This is a genomic window from Desulfovibrio sp. DV (assembly GCF_001936595.1).
Classification (GTDB): Bacteria; Desulfobacterota; Desulfovibrionia; order Desulfovibrionales; family Desulfovibrionaceae; genus Solidesulfovibrio.
In genome coordinates this window covers 22,255-38,737 of the sequence record NZ_MLBG01000011.1, presented here as the reverse complement: position 1 = coordinate 38,737, position 16,483 = coordinate 22,255, and the positions used below count along the sequence as shown (strand labels likewise).

Sequence of the window (16,483 nt, the reverse complement as noted above, 5' to 3'; positions counted from 1 at the left end):
TCATGTTTCGTGCCGTATTCAAACGTCACCTGGAAGGGCTCAGTTCCTCCGACGTGGTCGTCACCCCCCGGGTCTATCGGTCGCTTCGCCGCAAGATCACGGCCCTGATGCTCATCACCGCCACCTTGCCCCTGGCCATCATGGCTTGGCTTAACTACCACGAATACCAGAAGGCCCTGTCGCGCGAGATCCAGAATCCGCTGCGGGTCATCGTCAACAAGTCGAAAAATTCCTTTGAGCTGTTCCTGGCCGAGCGCACCTCGGCCGTGGGCTTCATTGCCCAGGCCTATACGTTTAACGAGCTGGCCAATGAAAAGGATCTGGCCCGGGTGCTCAAGATCCTGCAGACCGAATACGTCGGCTTCGTCGATCTGGGCCTCATTAACGACAAGGGCGAACTGGTCAATTACGTCGGGCCCTATGCCTTGAAGGGCCACAACTACGCCGAGCAGACCTGGTTTAACGAGGTGCGGGTCAAGGGCCGCTATATTTCCGACGTGTTCATGGGGTTCCGCAAGTTTCCCCACGTGGTCGTGGCCGTGCGCCACACCCTGGAATCCGGCGATCCGTTTATCGTGCGCGCCACTCTCGACACCCACCAGTTCGACAAGATCATTGCTTCCATGGGCCTGGAACCGGGCTCCGACGCCTTTTTGCTCAACCGGGCCGGCATTCTCCAGACCAGTTCCCAGCGCTTTGGCAAGGTGCTCGACACCTTTTCCCTGCCCATGCCGCCGCCGACCTTCGAGGCCACGGTGCTGCAGCAGCAGGACGCCGACGGCGAAGACATCTTTCTGGCCTACACCTATTTCCCGGAAAGCGACTTCGTGCTGGCGGCGATCAAGCCCAAGGCCCAGATGTTGCGGACCTGGTACACGGTGCGCGGCGATCTGGTCTTCATCTTCTGCGCCGGGGTGTTGATCGTGTTTGTGGCCTCCTACAAGATCACCGACTTGCTGTTGCGCCGGATGCGCGAGGCCGAGGAGGACCGGGAGCTGGCCCTGCGCCAGGTGGAACACGCCCAGAAGCTGTCCTCCATCGGCCGGCTGGCCGCCGGCGTGGCCCACGAGATCAACAATCCCCTGGCCGTCATCAACGAAAAGACCGGGCTCATGCGCGACCTGATCGGACTGCGCGAGGATTTCCCGGACAAGGAGCGCTACCTGCTCCTCATCGACTCGGTGTTAAAGACCGTCATGCGCTGCCGCGACATCACCCGGCGGATGCTCGGCTTTGCCCGCCGCCTGGATGTCAGCCTGGAAGAACTCGATTTGAACGACGTGATTTTCGAGACCAGCGGCTTCCTCACCCAGGAGGCCCTGCACCGCAAGATCGAACTGGTCCTTGATCTCGACCACGCCGCTCCGCGCATCGTGTCCGACCGGGGCCAGCTGCAGCAGGTGTTCCTCAATATCTTAAACAACGCCCTGGCCGCCGTGCCCGACGGCGGACACATCGAAGTGCGCACCCGGGGCGAGGCCGACGGCGTGGTGGTGGAAGTGCGCGACAACGGCTGCGGCATGAGCAAGGACACCCTCTCCTGCATTTTCGAGCCGTTTTTCACCACCAAAAAGACCAAGGGCACGGGCCTGGGGTTGTCCATCACCTACGGCATCGTCAAGCGGCTTGGCGGCGAGATCGGCGTTGAGAGCGAAGTCGACAAGGGCACGGCCTTTACCCTGCGCTTTCCCAAACATCCCAAACACGAGGCGTAGCACACGATGCGCATACACGACGTCAATATCCTGCTTGTGGACGATGAGAAGGAATTTACCGCCACCCTGGCCGAACGCATGGCCCTTCGGGGGTTGCGGGTGCGCTGCGTCTATTCCGGCGAGGAAGCCCTGCGGGAAATCGCGGCCGAAAAACCCGATGTGGTGGTCATGGACGTCATGATGCCGGGGCTTAAGGGCCTGGACATCCTGCGCCACTTAAAGGCCACCAACCCGGAAATCCAGGTCATCCTGCTCACCGGACAGGCCGGCACCCGTGACGGCATGGAAGGCATGAAGCTTGGCGCGTTTGACTATTTATTAAAGCCCCTGGAGCTCGACGCCCTCCTGGCCAAGATCGCCGAAGCGGCCGCTGTCGGAGGGAAGGCCCAATGAACATGCCCCAGGTTGAAGATGGCGACGGACGGTTCCTGGGCACCGTGACAGGCACGGCCTGCCACGACCTCATGAACATCTACGCCACCTTCACCCAGGCCTTTGGCCTCATGGAGGATTGTCTGGCCGCCGATGCCCGCACCCGTCGCCGCACCCTCGGCATCAAGGGCGGCTTTGAGTATCGTGAGCGGTTTGTGGAACTCCTGGCCATGATGCGGGGCCAGCTGGCCCGGGCCGTGGGCCTGACCGAAGCCCTGGCCCTGGCCGCCCACAGCCTCGACCGCGACGGCCGGCCGGCCAGCCCACCGGAAGCCCTGGCCGCCGTGCTGCTCCTGGCCGAACGGCTGCTCAAGCGCCGCAAGATCACGGCGGTCCTGGAGGCTGCGCCGGCCGAAGAAAGCGTGGCCTGGCCGGCCATACGCCGGGCCGACTACCTGGGGCCGGTTTTGCTGGCGCTTCTGGCCGGCCTGCCCCATCTGCCCCTGGGCGGGGAGGTGCGGCTGGCCTGCCGGGCCACCGCCGATACCCTGGCCGTGACCTTCACCTCCGGGGAAGGCGAATTGTGTAACGAAGCCCGGCAGGCCTGCCTGGACGCGGCCCGGGCCGCCGGGGTCGAGACCGTCCCCGGCCAACCCCTGACCCTTGTTTTTCGGGAACAGCCAACGACACCACCGGCTTCGTGTCCGCCCCAGGCGGACGGGGCCTCATAAGGAGACTGCCATGAAAAAGATCAAGCTGCTGCTGGTCGATGATGAGGAAAACTTCGTCAACACCCTGTCCGAGCGACTCAAGATGCGCGATGTGCCTTCCCGGGTGGTCTATTCCGGCGAGGAAGCCCTTGAGGCGGTGCAGTCCGACGCCCCGGACGTCGTGGTGCTCGACCTGCGGATGCCCGGCATCGACGGCATGGAAGTGCTGCGCAAGGTCCGCAAGAGCAACCCCGAGGTGCGCGTCGTCATCTTGACCGGCCATGGCAACGAGGCCATCGAAGAGGAAGTGAAAAAGCTCGGCGCCTTCCACTACCACAAAAAGCCGGTGGAAATCGACGAACTGCTCGGCACGGTGAAAAAGGCCTACCGCGACAAGCTCGACGACGCCATGGTGGCCGCCACCTTTGCCCAGGCCGGCGCGTTCGATGAGGCTCATGACATCCTGAACGAGGACAAAGACTAGGGCGCTGCGTCCAACGACGGGTGGCCAAGCGCGTGGCCGCGCCGCACGGCGCGGGGCGTAGGCAGGGACCATGGGGGAGACGGCCGATGCCGATATCCGTCCTGCTCGTTGACGACGAGCCACTGTACGCGGCGCTTCTGGCGCAGCGGCTGACCAGCCGCGACTTCACGGTGACGGTCGCGGCCGACGGGGACGAGGCATTGCGCGCGGCTGCCGCGTCCCCGCCCGACCTGGTGCTGCTCGACGTCAATTTGCCGGGGAAAAACGGCCTGGAGGTGCTGGCCGATCTCAAGGGGGCCGGATTTGCCGGCGAGGCCCTGATGCTGACCGGGCAGGCCGGCGTGGAATCGGCTGTGGCCGGCATGAAACTCGGAGCAGCCGATTATCTGTCCAAAAGCCAGGACTTCGGCGAGCTTGTGGCGGCGCTCACCCGGGCCTACGGCCGCAAGCTCGACCGGGCCGAATCGGTCCGTGTCATTGAGGTCGACCGTCTGGCCGCCCTTGGCCGGGTGGCCGAGGGCGCAGCCCACGAGATCAACAACCCGGTTACGGTCATGACCACCCTGGCCGGCTGGATCGAGGACCTGTGCGACGATCTGCCCGGGTCCTGTGCCGAGACCGCAACCGAAATCCGCCAGTCGGCCCGGCAGATTGCCGGGCAGGGCACGCGCATCAAGTCGGTGATGCTGAACTTGCTCAAGTGCGGCGGCCGCTTTGATCCGCGCCCCTCGAACATCCGTCCCCACGAGGCCGTGGCCGCTGTCCTGGCCGACCGGGCCGGGCGCATCCGGGAGCTTGGCATCGTGTGCGACAATGCCGTGCCCGAGGCCCTTGTCGTCTGCTTTCCGCCCGGGGCCTTGGAGCTGGTCGGTTCGGTGCTGGTGGACAACGCCCTGGATGCGGTGGAAGGACGCGGCGGCCGGGTGCGCATCGAGGCAACAGCCGGCGACGGGGCCTTTACCCTGTCTGTGGCCGACGACGGGCCGGGCATTGCCGAGGCCGTGGCCGGACGCATCTTCGAGCCGTTTTTTTCCACCCGCGATTCCAACACCCGAAGCGGCCTGGGCTTGGCGGCGGCGCGCGGCGTGGCCCGGGGCCTTGGCGGCGACATCACCTACGAGCACCGCCCCGGCGGCGGCTGCCTGTTTACCGCCCGCTTCCCCGGTTTCTGAGTATTCCTGGCCCGCCTTTCCCCGCATCTCAGGCCGGGCGCACACCACTTTCCTCACGCTCCAGCCGCTCCGACAAGGTCGGAGTAAATTCCCGGGACTCGCTGTCCGGCAGGCACAGGGCCGCTCGTTCGAAATCGGCCTGGCGGTAGATGTCGCTCTGGTAAAAGCCCCGGCCCACCTTGGTCATCACGTCTGTCACGCCGTCAATGCCCATGGCCGTGGAGCGCAAATGCCGTTCCAACCGGGCCAGGAACAGAACCCGCTTGTCAATGGTCAGGGTGACCCGGCCGTTTCTGGCCGAGACGGTCACGGCCTGGCCCTGGCCGGCCAGGACCGTCCCCACCCGGGCGGCCAGGAGGAAGTCCCGGACCGCGGCCCGGGAGGCCTCGGTCGGGCGCACGGCCGGATCGGTCTGGTGGCGGACGATGCAGGCGGCGGCGCTTGCCGGGTCGGTCTTGTCCATGGGCACGACCATGTCATAGAGGGCCGGGTCAAAGGGATCGGCCAGGCCGGTGGCCCGGCGGGTCCAGGCGGCGTGGTCCTTGTCGCTGCGCTCGATGGCCTGCCGGGCCTCGCCGGCCGGCAGCCCGGCGTCGTGGGCGGCCTGCAAGCGGCTGGCGGCGTCGGCCACGAGGCAGACCCCGAGCCTGTGGCTGATGGCCCGCGGCACGAGCAGGCCGCACCAGCCGGCCAGGAGCAACGGCTCGTTGGCGGCCAGCCGGGTGGCCAGGGCCAGACGCAGCCAGGCAAGGCCCTGCTCTTTTTCGTGGGTGCACCGGGCCAGAAGCGACGTCCTGGCCGCAAAGGTCCGGCCAAGCGCCTCCGTCCCCATCCCCGACAGGCTGTCGGCGGCCTGGATAAGGTCGGTATCGGTGACGATCGCCAGTCCCGTGGCCCCGGCAACGGCCGCAACAACGGCCTCCCCCTGGCAGTAGAGCCCGCTGGCAAGCGATACAACGGTCATGGCGACTCCTTGGCAATGGACGCGTGGCCTTGCGGCTTGCTGTCCGATGAAACGGCCCGGCACAAACAGTCCGGTTTAACGGTCCGGCCGACCGGTCCGGCCGGGGGGCCGTGGCGGTTTGAGCCGGCGACTTCCCTGACAGCCCTGCCGGGTCCGGACATCCAAACGGGCTGGCGGTCAGGCAAGGCGCGCAACCGGTTTTCAATACGCCGGTTGGGGCTGGTGCGCCAGTGGGGGAGGGGCATGATCCGGGCTGGCAGCGGCATTGCTCAGGATCGTGAAATGCCCGTTTTGGGCGCTGGCCTTGTCAAAAACCAGCCCGGTCTCCTTGGCGATGCGAAAGCGGAGGGTGACCTGGCTGAAGGGGGCGTCGGGGGAGTGGTGTTCAAACAGGAACCTGTCGCTCCTGGCGACAGGCCGGGTCCGGCTGATGATGGCGGTCTCTTGTTGGCCGTCAAAGGCGGCATAACCGCTGACTCCCCCGTTTGGGCCATCGGTCCAGATGACCGGGTTGAGGCCCAGGCCAAAGTCGGTGCAGGGTTTGGCAAAGAGGATACGGATCTCCAGTTCGCCGGCAACCGCATTGTCGCTTGTGGCTTCGACATGGTCCCGGTCGGTGTCCTGGCCCTGGAAGCGGATTCCCTGCCGGGACGTTTCCACGGCCAGGACGTTGTCGGCGTTTTGGGGAACGAGGGTGGTCCCGTCATAGGCCAGCCGGATTTCCCGGAGGGCGGGGTAGCCGGGATTGGGGTGGTCGGCCAGGGAAAGCCCGCCGGCCGTCTGGCCAGGAGTCAGGATGGCCGCCAGTTCGTGGGCAATGACGGCATTGCCGGTCTTGTTGGTGTGAAAGTCGTAGGGATGGTTGTAGAGTTCGGTGTCGTGCCTGTTAAAAAGCTCCCGGAAAAGCGGCAGGTAATCAATGGCGCGAATGCCGTCGGCGGCGAGTCGGCTGTTTAAATAGGTCGATGGCCCGGTCAGGTTGCGGGAGAGTTGTGCCCTGTCCGGGATGTTGATGAAGACGAACTGGGCCTGCGTCTTGGCCACGCTGTTTTTCAGTTCCAGCAGATTGCGGTAGTAGGCCGCCCAGCGGCAGGCAAGGGCCTCGTTGTTGGCGGCGTCGAGCAGCTTGCCGGTGTCGCCCAGTATGGCGGCCTGCCGCTCGTCCTGGTCCGGGCAGTAGCGCCCCGCATACCAGGGATCGACCGGCCGGCCCGTGTCCCCGGCCCGGAATCGGCCGGCATCGAGTTTGTAGGCCACGGCCGCCGTCAGCTGGGAAATGCGCGTATTGGCCAGGAAGGTGGCCAGGGGATGGTACTGGCGGGCGGGAAGGCGCCGGGTTCGTCGAAACGAGCTGCCGTTCATGGTCTGGATGTCGTTGTTGTAAAACTGGCAGATGACCAGATCCGGCTTCAGGTTGCGGCCCTTTTCCTCCCAGTAGTCCAGGGCGTCGACGATGTCGAAAAAGGGGATGCCGGCATTGATGACGTCGAAGGCAATGTCCGGGAACCGTTCCTCCAGCATGGTGCGCAGCAGGTTGGGGTAGGTTTCCTCATTGGGGACACCGATGCCGTAGGTGAAGGAGTCGCCCAGGCAGAGAATCCGGACGACGCGTTTGCCGGCGGCTGTCGGGCGGGGACCGCATTTGCCGCGAAAGCCCGCCGCATCCGTCGAGACATGGTAGGGCAGTCCGGCAATGAGGTTGTCCACGACATCGGCGTTCGGCTGCAGGTCGCCGGGCAGATTGCTGTAGAATTCGTAGGTCAGATAGGTCGGGGCGGATTTGACGAACAGGCGCAGCGTCGCCTCGGCCGCAAGCCCGATGGCCAGGGTCACGCCGAGCACGATGCAGGCACTCAGGAGTGTTTTCCAAATAGGCTTCATGCCGTCAGTCGCTTCGGGCAGGGTTGGGCGTTTTGGCGTCGGGGGAGCCGGGGCCCGGCTTGTTCGCCGGTGCATCCGGCCTATACGGCCGGGCTTCTTACCAGACTTGGCTTTTCATGGCTACGGCGGGCAACCGGCCCTTCCCGCCGGCTGCCGCCTTGCGGTGCAGCGGCTGCCGGGATCGGAGCCGCTGCACCGGGGCGGCAGGGGGGAGGAATGCGCCCTGGCCGCGCTAGGCGTAGGAGCGCGTGTGGGTGTTGTTGGCCAGGGTCTTCTTTTTCATGGCCATAACGACATCGACCACCGCCGCCACCACGTCATCGACGTCTTTGGCGTTGTTGCAGATGGTCGGCGACACCCGCAGCAGATCGTGGCCCATGACCTTGAGGTTGGCGATGGCGAACCGGTGCTGCTCGTAGACGTGCTTCATGACGTCGCCGGCAACGATGCCGTCCGGGGTCTTAAACAGGTAGACCGAACTGCGCAGCCGGTCGTTGCTGGTGGGCGTTGCGATCCATTTGGCCGCGGTCTTCGGGGTGAAGTCCGGGAAGATCTTGGGCAGATGCGTAAACAGGGCGTTTTTGACCTGCCCGCCCAGGTAATGGATGCGGGCTTCGATTTTGGCCGGGGTCACGCCCGGGTGCAACTGGCCGGTGTGGAACAGGGCGGCCATCCAGGTGGCGACCAGGGTGGCGTCGTTTTGCTGGCCGAGATAGGAAAACCGCTTGGCATTGGGGTCGATGGTGCCGGTACTGGCAGCAAAGCCGTAATCAGCCGGGGTGTTGATGTATTCGTCGTAGCCCCAGATGCTTGGGGTGAACCGTTCGGCCGCACCGTTTTTATTGTTCATGTACAGGATGCCGACCATCTTGGGGCCGCAGGGCCATTTGTGGAAGCTGCCGGCAATGCTGTCCACGTCCACCTGCCCGAGTTTGAGGTCGAGGACGCCGAAGGTCTGGGCGCTGTCGGCGTGGATGTGGATGTTCTTGTTGACGGCGCGCAGTTCCGAAACAATGCGCTGCATGGGCAAGACCATGCCGCATTCGTTGGACTGCCAGGACAGGGCCACCAGTTTGGTCCGCTCGTCGACCAGGGCGAGCAGGGCGGCGATGATCTCGTCCTCGCTTTGCGGGTCCGAGGGGATGGTGCCGGCCTTGCGTTCCTCCTCGGTCACGCTGCTTGCAAACATCTTGGTTTTGAGGATCCTGATGGAGTCGGCTCCCCAGCCCTGGGTGGCCTTGCGGTACATCCAGGCGTCGTAGTTGGTAGGATGGTTGACGTCCCAGACCACGACATTGTCCTTTTGCGGGTCCAGAAAGCCGGAGGACACCAGACCGTTGTTCACGAAGTTGTTGCCCATGGTGGAATTGGCCGTCAGGGCCAGCAGGAAATCGGCTTTGGCATCCGAGCCGCCCAGGCCGAACCAGTCCTTGACCGCGGAAAGCCCGTACCCCAGGCTGGCCTGGGCCAGTTCGCCGCGCATGGGAAAGGAGATGTCGGCTTCGAGCAGGTCGCGCACCAGGGCGGCCATGCGGTTGACCGGCTTCATGGACGGGCACAGGTTGGCGGCGTTGACGGAAATGGACGTGAACCCTTTGCGGTCGAAATAGTGGTCCAGCAGGCGATCCCACTGGGCGTTGTTGTCGCTGGCCAGGGCGTCGGCGGCAAAGGCCCGGCCCTCGGCGCGCAGTTCGTCGATAAGCGCCTTGATGCGGGCCATGGCCTGTCCGGTGGCCAGACTGGTTTTTTTGGGTGCGGTCTTTTTCTCGGTGGCGGCCGCGAAGGCCATGCCGGGCAGCAGGGCCATGGAGCCAGCGCCGAGGGCCACGCCGATGAATTTGCGACGGGAGACTGCGTTCATGGGAAAGCTCCTTGAAGGGTTCCGGGCTTTGCCGGGGTGACACATTGGGAGGCGACCCGGGGACTGGGCACGTTCCGGTGTCGACGGGCGTACGCAGATTCCAAACTGTCTGTTAGCATTGCAACGGAGCCGATGGGAAGGAGTCTCGCCGGTGAAGTGGCCCGTCGATGGATATTTCATGGTCTGGGCGACGCAGGATGTGGCTTGGCCCTGTCGGCCGGCGCTGTGCGGCGGCGGCGTGCTGCAGTTTCCTTGCCGGGCCTGGAGTTGTTTCAGGCTGTTGTCAGGGTGGGAAGGTCCGTCCAGGAGCCGCAATTCTGGAGTTATGTACTATGAATTTTGCACCATTGGTATACAGTGTAAACGGATTTCGCATGCACAAGCAGGTAGTCTGTATAAATAGTATCCATTCAGGTTTGCAATGAATATGCAACACGCTTGCATTGCAGGACGTTTTTTATGGCATCGCTTTTGCTTGAAAAGTTCATTCTGTTTCCATGGAGGACACGATGAAAGCGATTGCAATGAGCCTGATGTTGGCGGTGATGCTGTTGGCCTCGACCCAGGCCATGGCTGCCTGGGGCGACGGCCTGGGCGCCTGGTGGATGGACGGCGATGAAGCGCCCCTGGCGGCGGGAAGCGGCGTGTGCGGCACCTGCCTGGGTGGCGGGGCCATGGGCAACCAGGGCGCGGGAACCGGCCTCGGGCTTGGCCTGGGTTTTGGCGACGGCAGCCTGCCGGCTCCCCAGGACGGCACGGGTTTCGGCAGCCCCTGGATGCGCTAGACGATTTTACGCCCGGCTGATTTGCCAAAAGCGCGTTGCGGTGTGTCCTCCCGCAGCGCGTTTTTTTATTTGGGGGCGCGGGGCGCGAGGTGTGGTGGCGTAGGGAAGCGGCGGGCGTTTCAGGCGTTGGCGGCCTGGGCAAAGGCAAGCAGATCGTCGAACAGGGCTTTGAGGGCCGGGCAGGCGAGGCATTTTTCCCCCAGAAGGCATCGCGCAGGAAAACCTCCATCCAGTCCCCAAACGGCAACGGGGCGGAACCGACATTCTGCCGGTCCCGCCCCGTTGTATGCCGCCGGGGAAGGTCTCCCCTCCCCGGCGGCGGAATCGGGAGTGGCAGGCCGCCGCTCCCGATTGCATGACTCACTCTACCACGCGAAAAGCGGGAAGCTCTTGGCGTAGGGCTGCACTTCCTTGCGGATTTCTTCGAGCTTGGTGTCGTTGCCAACGGCCTTGATGGCCGCGTCGATCCAGGTCACGATTTTGGCCATGTCGGCTTCGAGAAGACCGCGGGTGGTCAGCGCCGCCGTGCCCAGGCGCACGCCGGAGGTGACAAAGGGCGAACGCGTCTCAAAGGGCACGGTGTTCTTGTTCGAGGTGATGCCGGCCAGATCCAGGGCGTGCTCGGCGTCTTTGCCGGTCACGTCCTTGTTGGTCAGGTCCATGAGCACCAGATGGTTGTCCGTGCCGCCGGAGACCAGATCATAACCCAGGGCGGTCAGGCCGGCTGCCAGGGCCTGACAGTTTTTGACCACCTGCCCCTGATAGATTTTAAACGTGGGCTTGAGCGCCTCGCCAAAAGCCACGGCCTTGGCCGCGATCACGTGCATGAGCGGGCCGCCCTGGATGCCGGGGAAAATCTGGGAATTAAGCGTTTTCCCGTTGTCCTCGGTGGACAGGATAAGGCCGCCGCGCGGGCCGCGCAGGGTCTTGTGCGTGGTCGAGGTGGTGTAGTGGGCATACGGGATGGGCGAAGGATGGTGGCCGGTGGCCACCAGTCCGGCGATATGGGCCATGTCGACCACGAGCTTGGCCCCGACCTCGTCGGCAATGGCCCGAAAACGCGGGAAATCGATGATGCGCGGGTAGGCGCTGGCCCCGGCCACGATGACCGTCGGGCGATGCTCTTTGGCCAGACGCTCGACCTCGTCATAGTCGATGGTGCCGGTCTCTTTGCGGACGTGGTAGAAAACGATGTTGAACAGCTTGCCCGAGAAGTTGACCGGCGAGCCGTGGGTGAGATGGCCGCCGTGGGAGAGGTCCATGCCAAGCAGGGTGTCGCCGGGCTTCATGGCCGCGAAATAGACGGCCATATTGGCCTGGGAGCCGGAATGGGGCTGGACGTTGGCGTACTCGGCCCCGAACAGGGTCTTGACCCGGTCGCGGGCCAGATCCTCGGCGATATCCACGTATTCGCAGCCGCCGTAGTAGCGCTTGCCCGGATAGCCTTCGGCGTACTTGTTGGTCATGACGCTGCCCTGGGCCTGGCGCACGGCCGTGGAGACGAAATTTTCCGAGGCGATCATTTCGAGCTTGCCGGTCTGGCGTTCGATTTCCAGGCACACGGCCCGCCCGACTTCGGGATCGGCGATAAGCAGTTCTTCCATGGGCGTCTCCTTCTCAATGCGTTCGGGGGGAGGCCCGGTCATCGGACATCCCCCCGTGTGCGGCAATGTCGCCGGGCGCATGGTCCGGCGGCTCGACTATTCGGCAAAAGCCTTGAAGATCAGGCTGGCGTTGGTGCCGCCAAACCCGAACGAGTTGCAAAGCACATTTCCCACGGCCGTCTTGCGGGCGACGTTTGGCGTATAGTCCAGGTCGCACACCGGGTCCGGGGTGTCGAGGTTGATGGTGGGCGGGATGACGCCCTCCAGGATGGTTTTGACGCTCATGACCGACTCGATGCCGCCGGCAGCGCCTAAGCAGTGGCCGATCATGGACTTGTTGGAGGTGATGGGCACCTTGTAGGCATGGTCGCCCAGCACCTTCTTGATGGCCGTGGTCTCGCAGGCGTCGCCCAGGCCGGTGGAGGTGGCGTGAGCGTTGATGTGGTCGATCTGCGAGGCGTCCAGGCCCGCTTCACGCAGGGCGGCCCGCATGGCCAGGGCCATGCCTTCTCCGTCTTCGGGCGGGGCGGTCATGTGGTAGGCGTCGCCCGACGCGCCAAACCCGGCCACTTCGGCCAAGATGCGCGCGCCGCGGGCGGTGGCGTGCTCCAGGGATTCGAGCAGCAGCAGGCCGCAGCCCTCGCCGATGACAAACCCGTCGCGGTCCGCGTCAAAGGGACGCGAGGCCTTGGCCGGTTCGTCGTTGCGGGTGGAGAGGGCCTTTAAGGCATTAAAGCCGCCGACCGCCAGGGGCGTGACGGTGGATTCAACGCCGCCGCAGATGGCAGCCGAGGCCCGGCCGAGCATGATGTCCGAAGCGGCGTAGCCGATGCCGTGCAGTCCCGAGGCGCAGGCCGAGGTGGTGCAGACGTTGGAGCCGCGCGCGCCGGTGGCAATGGAAACCTGCCCGGCGGCCATGTTGGCGATCATGGTCGGGATGAAAAAAGGCGAAACGCGGGACGGGCCCTGCTCCATAAGCTTGGTGTGGGTGGCTTCGAGGGTTTCGAGGCCGCCCAGGCCGCAGCCGATGATGACGGAAACCATGCCGGCTTCCTCAGGGGTGATCGTGTACCCTGCGTCCTCCATGAGCATCATGGCGGCGGACAGGGCGTAAAGGGTGAAACGGTCGAGACGTTTGGCCAGCTTGGCGGCGACATACGGCTTGGAATCGAAGTTTTTGACTTCACAGGCAAAGCGCGTGTCATAGGCCGAGGCGTCGAACCTGGTGATGGGGGCGGCGCCAGAGACGCCGGCCACGAGGTTCTGCCAGCTGCTGGCCAGATCGTTGCCGAGGGGGGTGATGGCCGCAAGGCCGGTAACAACTACCCGGTGTAAGGTCATGGCGCTTCCGTCCGCGAGCCGGGGCGGGCAGAGAACGCGCACGCCGCCCCGGCCCGACTGGGCGTTTGGGGCTTATTCGCCCTTTTTCTTTTCGATAAAGGAGATGGCGTCCTGGACTTTCTGGATCTGCTGGGCATCTTCATCCGAGATTTCGACGCCGAACTCCTCTTCCATGGCCATGATCAGTTCGGTCAGATCCAGGGAGTCGGCGCCCAGGTCATCCACGAACTTGGCTTCGGGGAGCACTTCAGCGGCGTCCACGCCAAGCTGATCCACGATGATCTCTTTGACTTTTTCCGCGACAGACATGGTTTCCTCCAAGTAATGGCCGTATGACGTTTCGGTTACATGTACATGCCGCCGTTAATACCGAGAACCTGGCCGGTCACGTAGGCGGCGTCGTCGCTGGCCAGATAACTGACGGCAGCGGCAATCTCCCCGGGGGCGCAGGCGCGCTTGGCCGGGATACGGTCGGCAAAGGACGCTTTGACAGCGTCGGGTAAAACAGCGGTCATGTCGGTTTCCACAAAGCCCGGGGCCACGGCGTTGACCGTGATGTTGCGGGCGGCTAGCTCCAGGGCGGCGGACTTGGTCAGGCCGATAAGGCCCGCCTTGGCCGCGGCATAGTTGGCCTGGCCGGCATTGCCGGACTGGCCGACCACGGAAGTGATATTGATGATACGGCCGGTGCGGCGCTTCATCATGATCTTGGCGGCCTCGCGCAGGCAGACGAACGCCCCGATCAGGTTGATACGGATAACGGCGTCAAAATCCTCGTCCTTCATGCGCACGATCAGCCCGTCGCGGGTGATGCCGGCGTTGTTGACCAGAACGTGGAGGTCGGCGTCTTTCATGTGCTCGGCGAAAAAGGCGGCCACGGCCGCAGTGTCGCCGGTATCGAGCGGCAGGGCGCGGGCAATGCCGCCGGCCGTGACGATCTCGTCGACCACGGCAGCCGCGGCTTCGGGCTTGCTGACGTAGGTGACGACCACAGCGTAGCCGTCGGCGGCGAGGCGTTTGGCTACGGCCGCGCCGATGCCGCGCGAGCCGCCGGTGATAAGCGCCGTAGGCATGGCTTGACTCCTTGTGGCCGGCCTCGGGGGGACGCCCCGGGGCACGCTGCGCAATCGTTTACGGGAAAGGCGGACGGCAATTGCCCCATCCAGGGCGGGCAGGGCGACACCCTAGCCGAAACGTCCCCGGACGGCAAACCCGTTTTCCGGTTGTCCCGCGTGCGGCCTTTGCTCCAGGCGGGACGGTCTGTCGAACCTAAAATCGTAAAACAATCAAGGCGTTACCGCAATTGTCCGCCGGACGGGCCGCGCCCGGCCGGGACTAGAACTGCAACAGGGACGCGCCCCAGGTGAATCCGCCGCCAAAGACGGCCAAAAGGACCACGGCTCCGGGCTGGATGCGTCCGGTCTGCCGGGCTTCGGCCAGGGCGATGCCGACGGACGAGGCCGAGGAATTGCCGTAGCGGTCGATGGTGATGACGCACCGCTCAGCCGGAATGGAAAGCTTTTTGGCCACGGCGTCAATGATGCGCAGGTTGGCCTGGTGCGGGATGAGGAAATCCACCCCGTCGGTGGCGATGCCGGCGGCAGCCAGCACTTCCTCGCACACCGAGGTCATGTTGCGCACCGCGTGCTTGAAGACTTCCTGGCCGGCCATCTGCACGAAGAAATTTTCATCGACCACGTCGCCGAGCTTCAAGGGTGCGGCCGAACCGCCGCCCTTGACCGTCAGCAGGTGGCCAAGGGACCCGTCGCTGTACAGGCGGGCGTCGACGATGCGGGCCGAGCCTTTCCCCTGCGTGCCGGCGATGATGGCGGCGCTGGCGCCGTCGCCGAAAAGGACGCAGGTGCGCCGGTCAGCCCAGTTGGTGCGCGAGGTGAGCACTTCGGCGGCGCACAGGAGCACCTTGGCTTCGGGGTGCAGGGCCACGATCGACCGGGCCGTTTCCAGGCCGTAGACAAAGCCGGAGCAGGCGGCATTCAGGTCCTGGGCGAACCGACCCCGGATGCCGAGCTTTTCTTCGAGCAGGCAGGCGGTCGGCGGGCAGTAGAAATCCGGGGTGAGGGTATAGACCAGGATGTGGGTCAGCTCGTCGGCAACCATCCCGGCATCGGCCAGGGCGGCCTTGGCCGCGCCCAGGGCCAGATCCGAAGAGGCTTCGCCCGGAGCAGCCACGCGGCGCTCCCGGATGCCGGTGCGGGTGGTGATCCACTCATCGGTGGTATCGACGATCTTTTCCAGATCGGCATTGGTGACCACCGTTTCCGGCACATAAAAACCCAGGCCGCGAATGAAAAAATCTTGTGTCATGAAGGGGAACCGTCTCAGCGTTGGTCGTTGACGGCCGGCCGGCGTGTGCCGGCCAAGTCGATATTTGCGGCCACGGCTTCGGACAGATGGGAGTTGGCTTCCATCTCCACAAAGCGGGCAGCCATGCGCACGGCACTGGACATGGCCTTGGCATTGGATGCGCCGTGACAGATCAGACAGCTGCCTTTGAGGCCCAGAAGCGGAGCTCCGCCGTATTCGGCGTAGTCGACCAACCGGGAAAAGCGTTTGAGGGCGTTAAGCGCCAGCATGGTGCCGATCTGGCCGAAAAAGCCCCGGCGCAGTTCGCCCTTGAGCAGACGCCCAAGCGACGAGGCCAGGCCTTCGGCCTGCTTGACCACCACGTTACCCACAAAGCCGTCGCACACCACCACGTCCACGTTGCCTGTAAACAGGTCGCGGCCCTCGATGTTGCCGACGAAATTGAGCGAGCTGGCCCGCAAGAGGTCAAAGGCTTCCTTGACCAGCAAATTGCCCTTGCCCGACTCTTCGCCGTTGGACAAAAGGGCAACGGTCGGGTTTTCCCGGCCGAGCATGGTCTTGGCCAGAACCGAGGCCATGACGCCGAACTGGAGCAGGTGGAAGCCCTTGCAGTCCACGTTGGCTCCCACGTCGATGATGACGCAGTGGGAGCGTTCGGTGGGCATGAACGTGGCAATGGCCGGCCGGTCCACCCCGGGCACGCGCCCGATGGTGAACATGGCGCAGGCCAGGGTGGCTCCGGAGTGGCCGGCGGAAATGAGTCCGTCGGCCTCGCCGTCGCGCACGAGGTTGCAGGCCACCTGAATGGACGAATCCTTCTTGCGGCGCATGGCCTCGGAAGGCTTCTCCTCCATTTCCACCACCTGGGAGGCGTGGACAATGGAAACAGGCAGACCCTTGACGTCGTAGCGCGCCAACTGGGCCTTGACCTTCTCCTCGTCGCCGACAAGGATGATTTCCGCCTTGCCGGCCTTGGCGGCGTGCAACGCGCCGGGCACCACGACGTGGGGACCGAAATCCCCGCCCATGGCGTCCACGGCAATGCGCGGCTTGTTATTCGGCATCGTCCTTCCGCAGCATCTGGCGACCGCGGTAGGTGCCGCAGCTCGGGCAGATACGGTGGGGCAGGCTGGGCTCGCCACAGGAGCAAAGGACCACCGCAGGAACCGGAACGTGGTCGTGGGAGCGGCGCATGCCTTTGCGGGACTTGGAGATTTTTCTATTGGGAACGGCCATGGCGATTACCTCGCATCAAGGGTTTGGGAATTC

General features: G+C 64.6%; 16 protein-coding genes. 6 read left to right on the top strand and 10 right to left on the bottom strand.

The annotated features are described in order from the left end of the window. Positions 1-2 precede the first annotated feature (2 nt). From DVDV_RS04775 to DVDV_RS04755, 5 genes are all read left to right on the top strand, one after another. The gene (locus DVDV_RS04775) at positions 3-1,715 is read left to right on the top strand and encodes a PAS domain-containing sensor histidine kinase (protein ID WP_075353573.1); all 1,713 of its coding nucleotides are present in this window, start codon (positions 3-5) and stop codon (positions 1,713-1,715) included. Between the two features lie 6 nt (positions 1,716-1,721). Continuing rightward, positions 1,722-2,108 carry a response regulator gene (locus DVDV_RS04770; RefSeq protein WP_075353572.1) on the top strand — a complete coding sequence of 129 codons (387 nt, stop codon included), beginning with the start codon at positions 1,722-1,724 and terminating at the stop codon, positions 2,106-2,108. 2 nt (positions 2,109-2,110) lie between these two features. Further along, a complete protein-coding gene (locus DVDV_RS04765) occupies positions 2,111-2,818 on the top strand; it encodes a hypothetical protein (protein WP_254845251.1) in 708 nt (235 codons plus the stop codon). A gap of 10 nt (positions 2,819-2,828) precedes the next feature. Continuing rightward, positions 2,829-3,281 (top strand): response regulator, encoded by a 453-nt coding sequence (locus DVDV_RS04760; protein WP_075353570.1) that lies wholly within the window; start codon positions 2,829-2,831, stop codon positions 3,279-3,281. 86 nt (positions 3,282-3,367) lie between these two features. Further along, positions 3,368-4,453, top strand: a complete 1,086-nt coding sequence (locus tag DVDV_RS04755; RefSeq protein WP_075353569.1) for a sensor histidine kinase — start codon at positions 3,368-3,370, stop codon at positions 4,451-4,453. A gap of 28 nt (positions 4,454-4,481) precedes the next feature. Here DVDV_RS04755 and DVDV_RS04750 read toward each other — a convergent pair whose 3' ends face one another. From DVDV_RS04750 to DVDV_RS04740, 3 genes are all read right to left on the bottom strand, one after another. Next, the gene (locus DVDV_RS04750; RefSeq protein ID WP_075353568.1) at positions 4,482-5,417 is read right to left on the bottom strand and encodes a cytidylate kinase family protein; all 936 of its coding nucleotides are present in this window, start codon (positions 5,415-5,417) and stop codon (positions 4,482-4,484) included. Between the two features lie 201 nt (positions 5,418-5,618). Further along, complete coding sequence (locus DVDV_RS04745) at positions 5,619-7,298, bottom strand: SGNH/GDSL hydrolase family protein (RefSeq protein ID WP_139311527.1); 1,680 nt, start codon at positions 7,296-7,298, stop codon at positions 5,619-5,621. Between the two features lie 232 nt (positions 7,299-7,530). After that, the gene (locus tag DVDV_RS04740; protein WP_075353566.1) at positions 7,531-9,159 is read right to left on the bottom strand and encodes an aminotransferase class V-fold PLP-dependent enzyme; all 1,629 of its coding nucleotides are present in this window, start codon (positions 9,157-9,159) and stop codon (positions 7,531-7,533) included. A gap of 509 nt (positions 9,160-9,668) precedes the next feature. Between DVDV_RS04740 and DVDV_RS04735 the strand changes: the two genes are divergently transcribed. After that, positions 9,669-9,944, top strand: coding sequence for a hypothetical protein (locus tag DVDV_RS04735; RefSeq protein ID WP_075353565.1), 276 nt, complete (start codon positions 9,669-9,671; stop codon positions 9,942-9,944). 365 nt (positions 9,945-10,309) lie between these two features. Here DVDV_RS04735 and glyA read toward each other — a convergent pair whose 3' ends face one another. The 7 genes from glyA to rpmF all read right to left on the bottom strand — a co-directional run bounded on the left by glyA (position 10,310) and on the right by rpmF (position 16,450). Then, on the bottom strand, positions 10,310-11,548 hold the full coding sequence (glyA, locus tag DVDV_RS04730) for a serine hydroxymethyltransferase (RefSeq protein ID WP_075353564.1): 1,239 nt from the start codon (positions 11,546-11,548) through the stop codon (positions 10,310-10,312). 96 nt (positions 11,549-11,644) lie between these two features. Then, positions 11,645-12,889 carry a beta-ketoacyl-ACP synthase II gene (gene fabF, locus DVDV_RS04725; protein WP_075353563.1) on the bottom strand — a complete coding sequence of 415 codons (1,245 nt, stop codon included), beginning with the start codon at positions 12,887-12,889 and terminating at the stop codon, positions 11,645-11,647. A 72-nt stretch (positions 12,890-12,961) separates the two neighbouring features. Further along, a complete protein-coding gene (locus tag DVDV_RS04720) occupies positions 12,962-13,198 on the bottom strand; it encodes an acyl carrier protein (RefSeq protein ID WP_075353562.1) in 237 nt (78 codons plus the stop codon). 35 nt (positions 13,199-13,233) lie between these two features. Next, positions 13,234-13,962: a 3-oxoacyl-[acyl-carrier-protein] reductase gene (gene fabG, locus DVDV_RS04715; protein WP_075353561.1), complete on the bottom strand. Its 729-nt coding sequence runs from the start codon at positions 13,960-13,962 to the stop codon at positions 13,234-13,236. A gap of 262 nt (positions 13,963-14,224) precedes the next feature. Next, the gene (locus DVDV_RS04710) at positions 14,225-15,214 is read right to left on the bottom strand and encodes a beta-ketoacyl-ACP synthase III (protein WP_075353560.1); all 990 of its coding nucleotides are present in this window, start codon (positions 15,212-15,214) and stop codon (positions 14,225-14,227) included. Positions 15,215-15,228: 14 nt separating this feature from the next. After that, complete coding sequence (gene plsX, locus DVDV_RS04705; RefSeq protein ID WP_075353559.1) at positions 15,229-16,278, bottom strand: phosphate acyltransferase PlsX; 1,050 nt, start codon at positions 16,276-16,278, stop codon at positions 15,229-15,231. Further along, positions 16,268-16,450, bottom strand: coding sequence for a 50S ribosomal protein L32 (rpmF, locus tag DVDV_RS04700; RefSeq protein ID WP_075353558.1), 183 nt, complete (start codon positions 16,448-16,450; stop codon positions 16,268-16,270). The genes plsX and rpmF overlap by 11 nt, the downstream gene beginning before the upstream one ends. Positions 16,451-16,483 lie beyond the last annotated feature (33 nt).

Excerpts from the sequence above, each read along its gene's own strand:
- DVDV_RS04710 (WP_075353560.1), bottom strand. The coding sequence starts at position 15,214 with ATGACACAAGATTTTTTCATTCGCGGCCTGGGTTTTTATGTGCCGGAA.
- DVDV_RS04775 (WP_075353573.1), top strand. The coding sequence starts at position 3 with ATGTTTCGTGCCGTATTCAAACGTCACCTGGAAGGGCTCAGTTCCTCC.
- DVDV_RS04770 (WP_075353572.1), top strand. The coding sequence starts at position 1,722 with ATGCGCATACACGACGTCAATATCCTGCTTGTGGACGATGAGAAGGAA.
- DVDV_RS04745 (WP_139311527.1), bottom strand. The coding sequence starts at position 7,298 with ATGAAGCCTATTTGGAAAACACTCCTGAGTGCCTGCATCGTGCTCGGC.
- DVDV_RS04755 (WP_075353569.1), top strand. The coding sequence starts at position 3,368 with ATGCCGATATCCGTCCTGCTCGTTGACGACGAGCCACTGTACGCGGCG.
- DVDV_RS04765 (WP_254845251.1), top strand. The coding sequence starts at position 2,111 with ATGCCCCAGGTTGAAGATGGCGACGGACGGTTCCTGGGCACCGTGACA.
- fabF (WP_075353563.1), bottom strand. The coding sequence starts at position 12,889 with ATGACCTTACACCGGGTAGTTGTTACCGGCCTTGCGGCCATCACCCCC.
- DVDV_RS04760 (WP_075353570.1), top strand. The coding sequence starts at position 2,829 with ATGAAAAAGATCAAGCTGCTGCTGGTCGATGATGAGGAAAACTTCGTC.
- DVDV_RS04735 (WP_075353565.1), top strand. The coding sequence starts at position 9,669 with ATGAAAGCGATTGCAATGAGCCTGATGTTGGCGGTGATGCTGTTGGCC.
- fabG (WP_075353561.1), bottom strand. The coding sequence starts at position 13,962 with ATGCCTACGGCGCTTATCACCGGCGGCTCGCGCGGCATCGGCGCGGCC.
- DVDV_RS04740 (WP_075353566.1), bottom strand. The coding sequence starts at position 9,159 with ATGAACGCAGTCTCCCGTCGCAAATTCATCGGCGTGGCCCTCGGCGCT.
- plsX (WP_075353559.1), bottom strand. The coding sequence starts at position 16,278 with ATGCCGAATAACAAGCCGCGCATTGCCGTGGACGCCATGGGCGGGGAT.
- rpmF (WP_075353558.1), bottom strand. The coding sequence starts at position 16,450 with ATGGCCGTTCCCAATAGAAAAATCTCCAAGTCCCGCAAAGGCATGCGC.
- glyA (WP_075353564.1), bottom strand. The coding sequence starts at position 11,548 with ATGGAAGAACTGCTTATCGCCGATCCCGAAGTCGGGCGGGCCGTGTGC.
- DVDV_RS04750 (WP_075353568.1), bottom strand. The coding sequence starts at position 5,417 with ATGACCGTTGTATCGCTTGCCAGCGGGCTCTACTGCCAGGGGGAGGCC.
- DVDV_RS04720 (WP_075353562.1), bottom strand. The coding sequence starts at position 13,198 with ATGTCTGTCGCGGAAAAAGTCAAAGAGATCATCGTGGATCAGCTTGGC.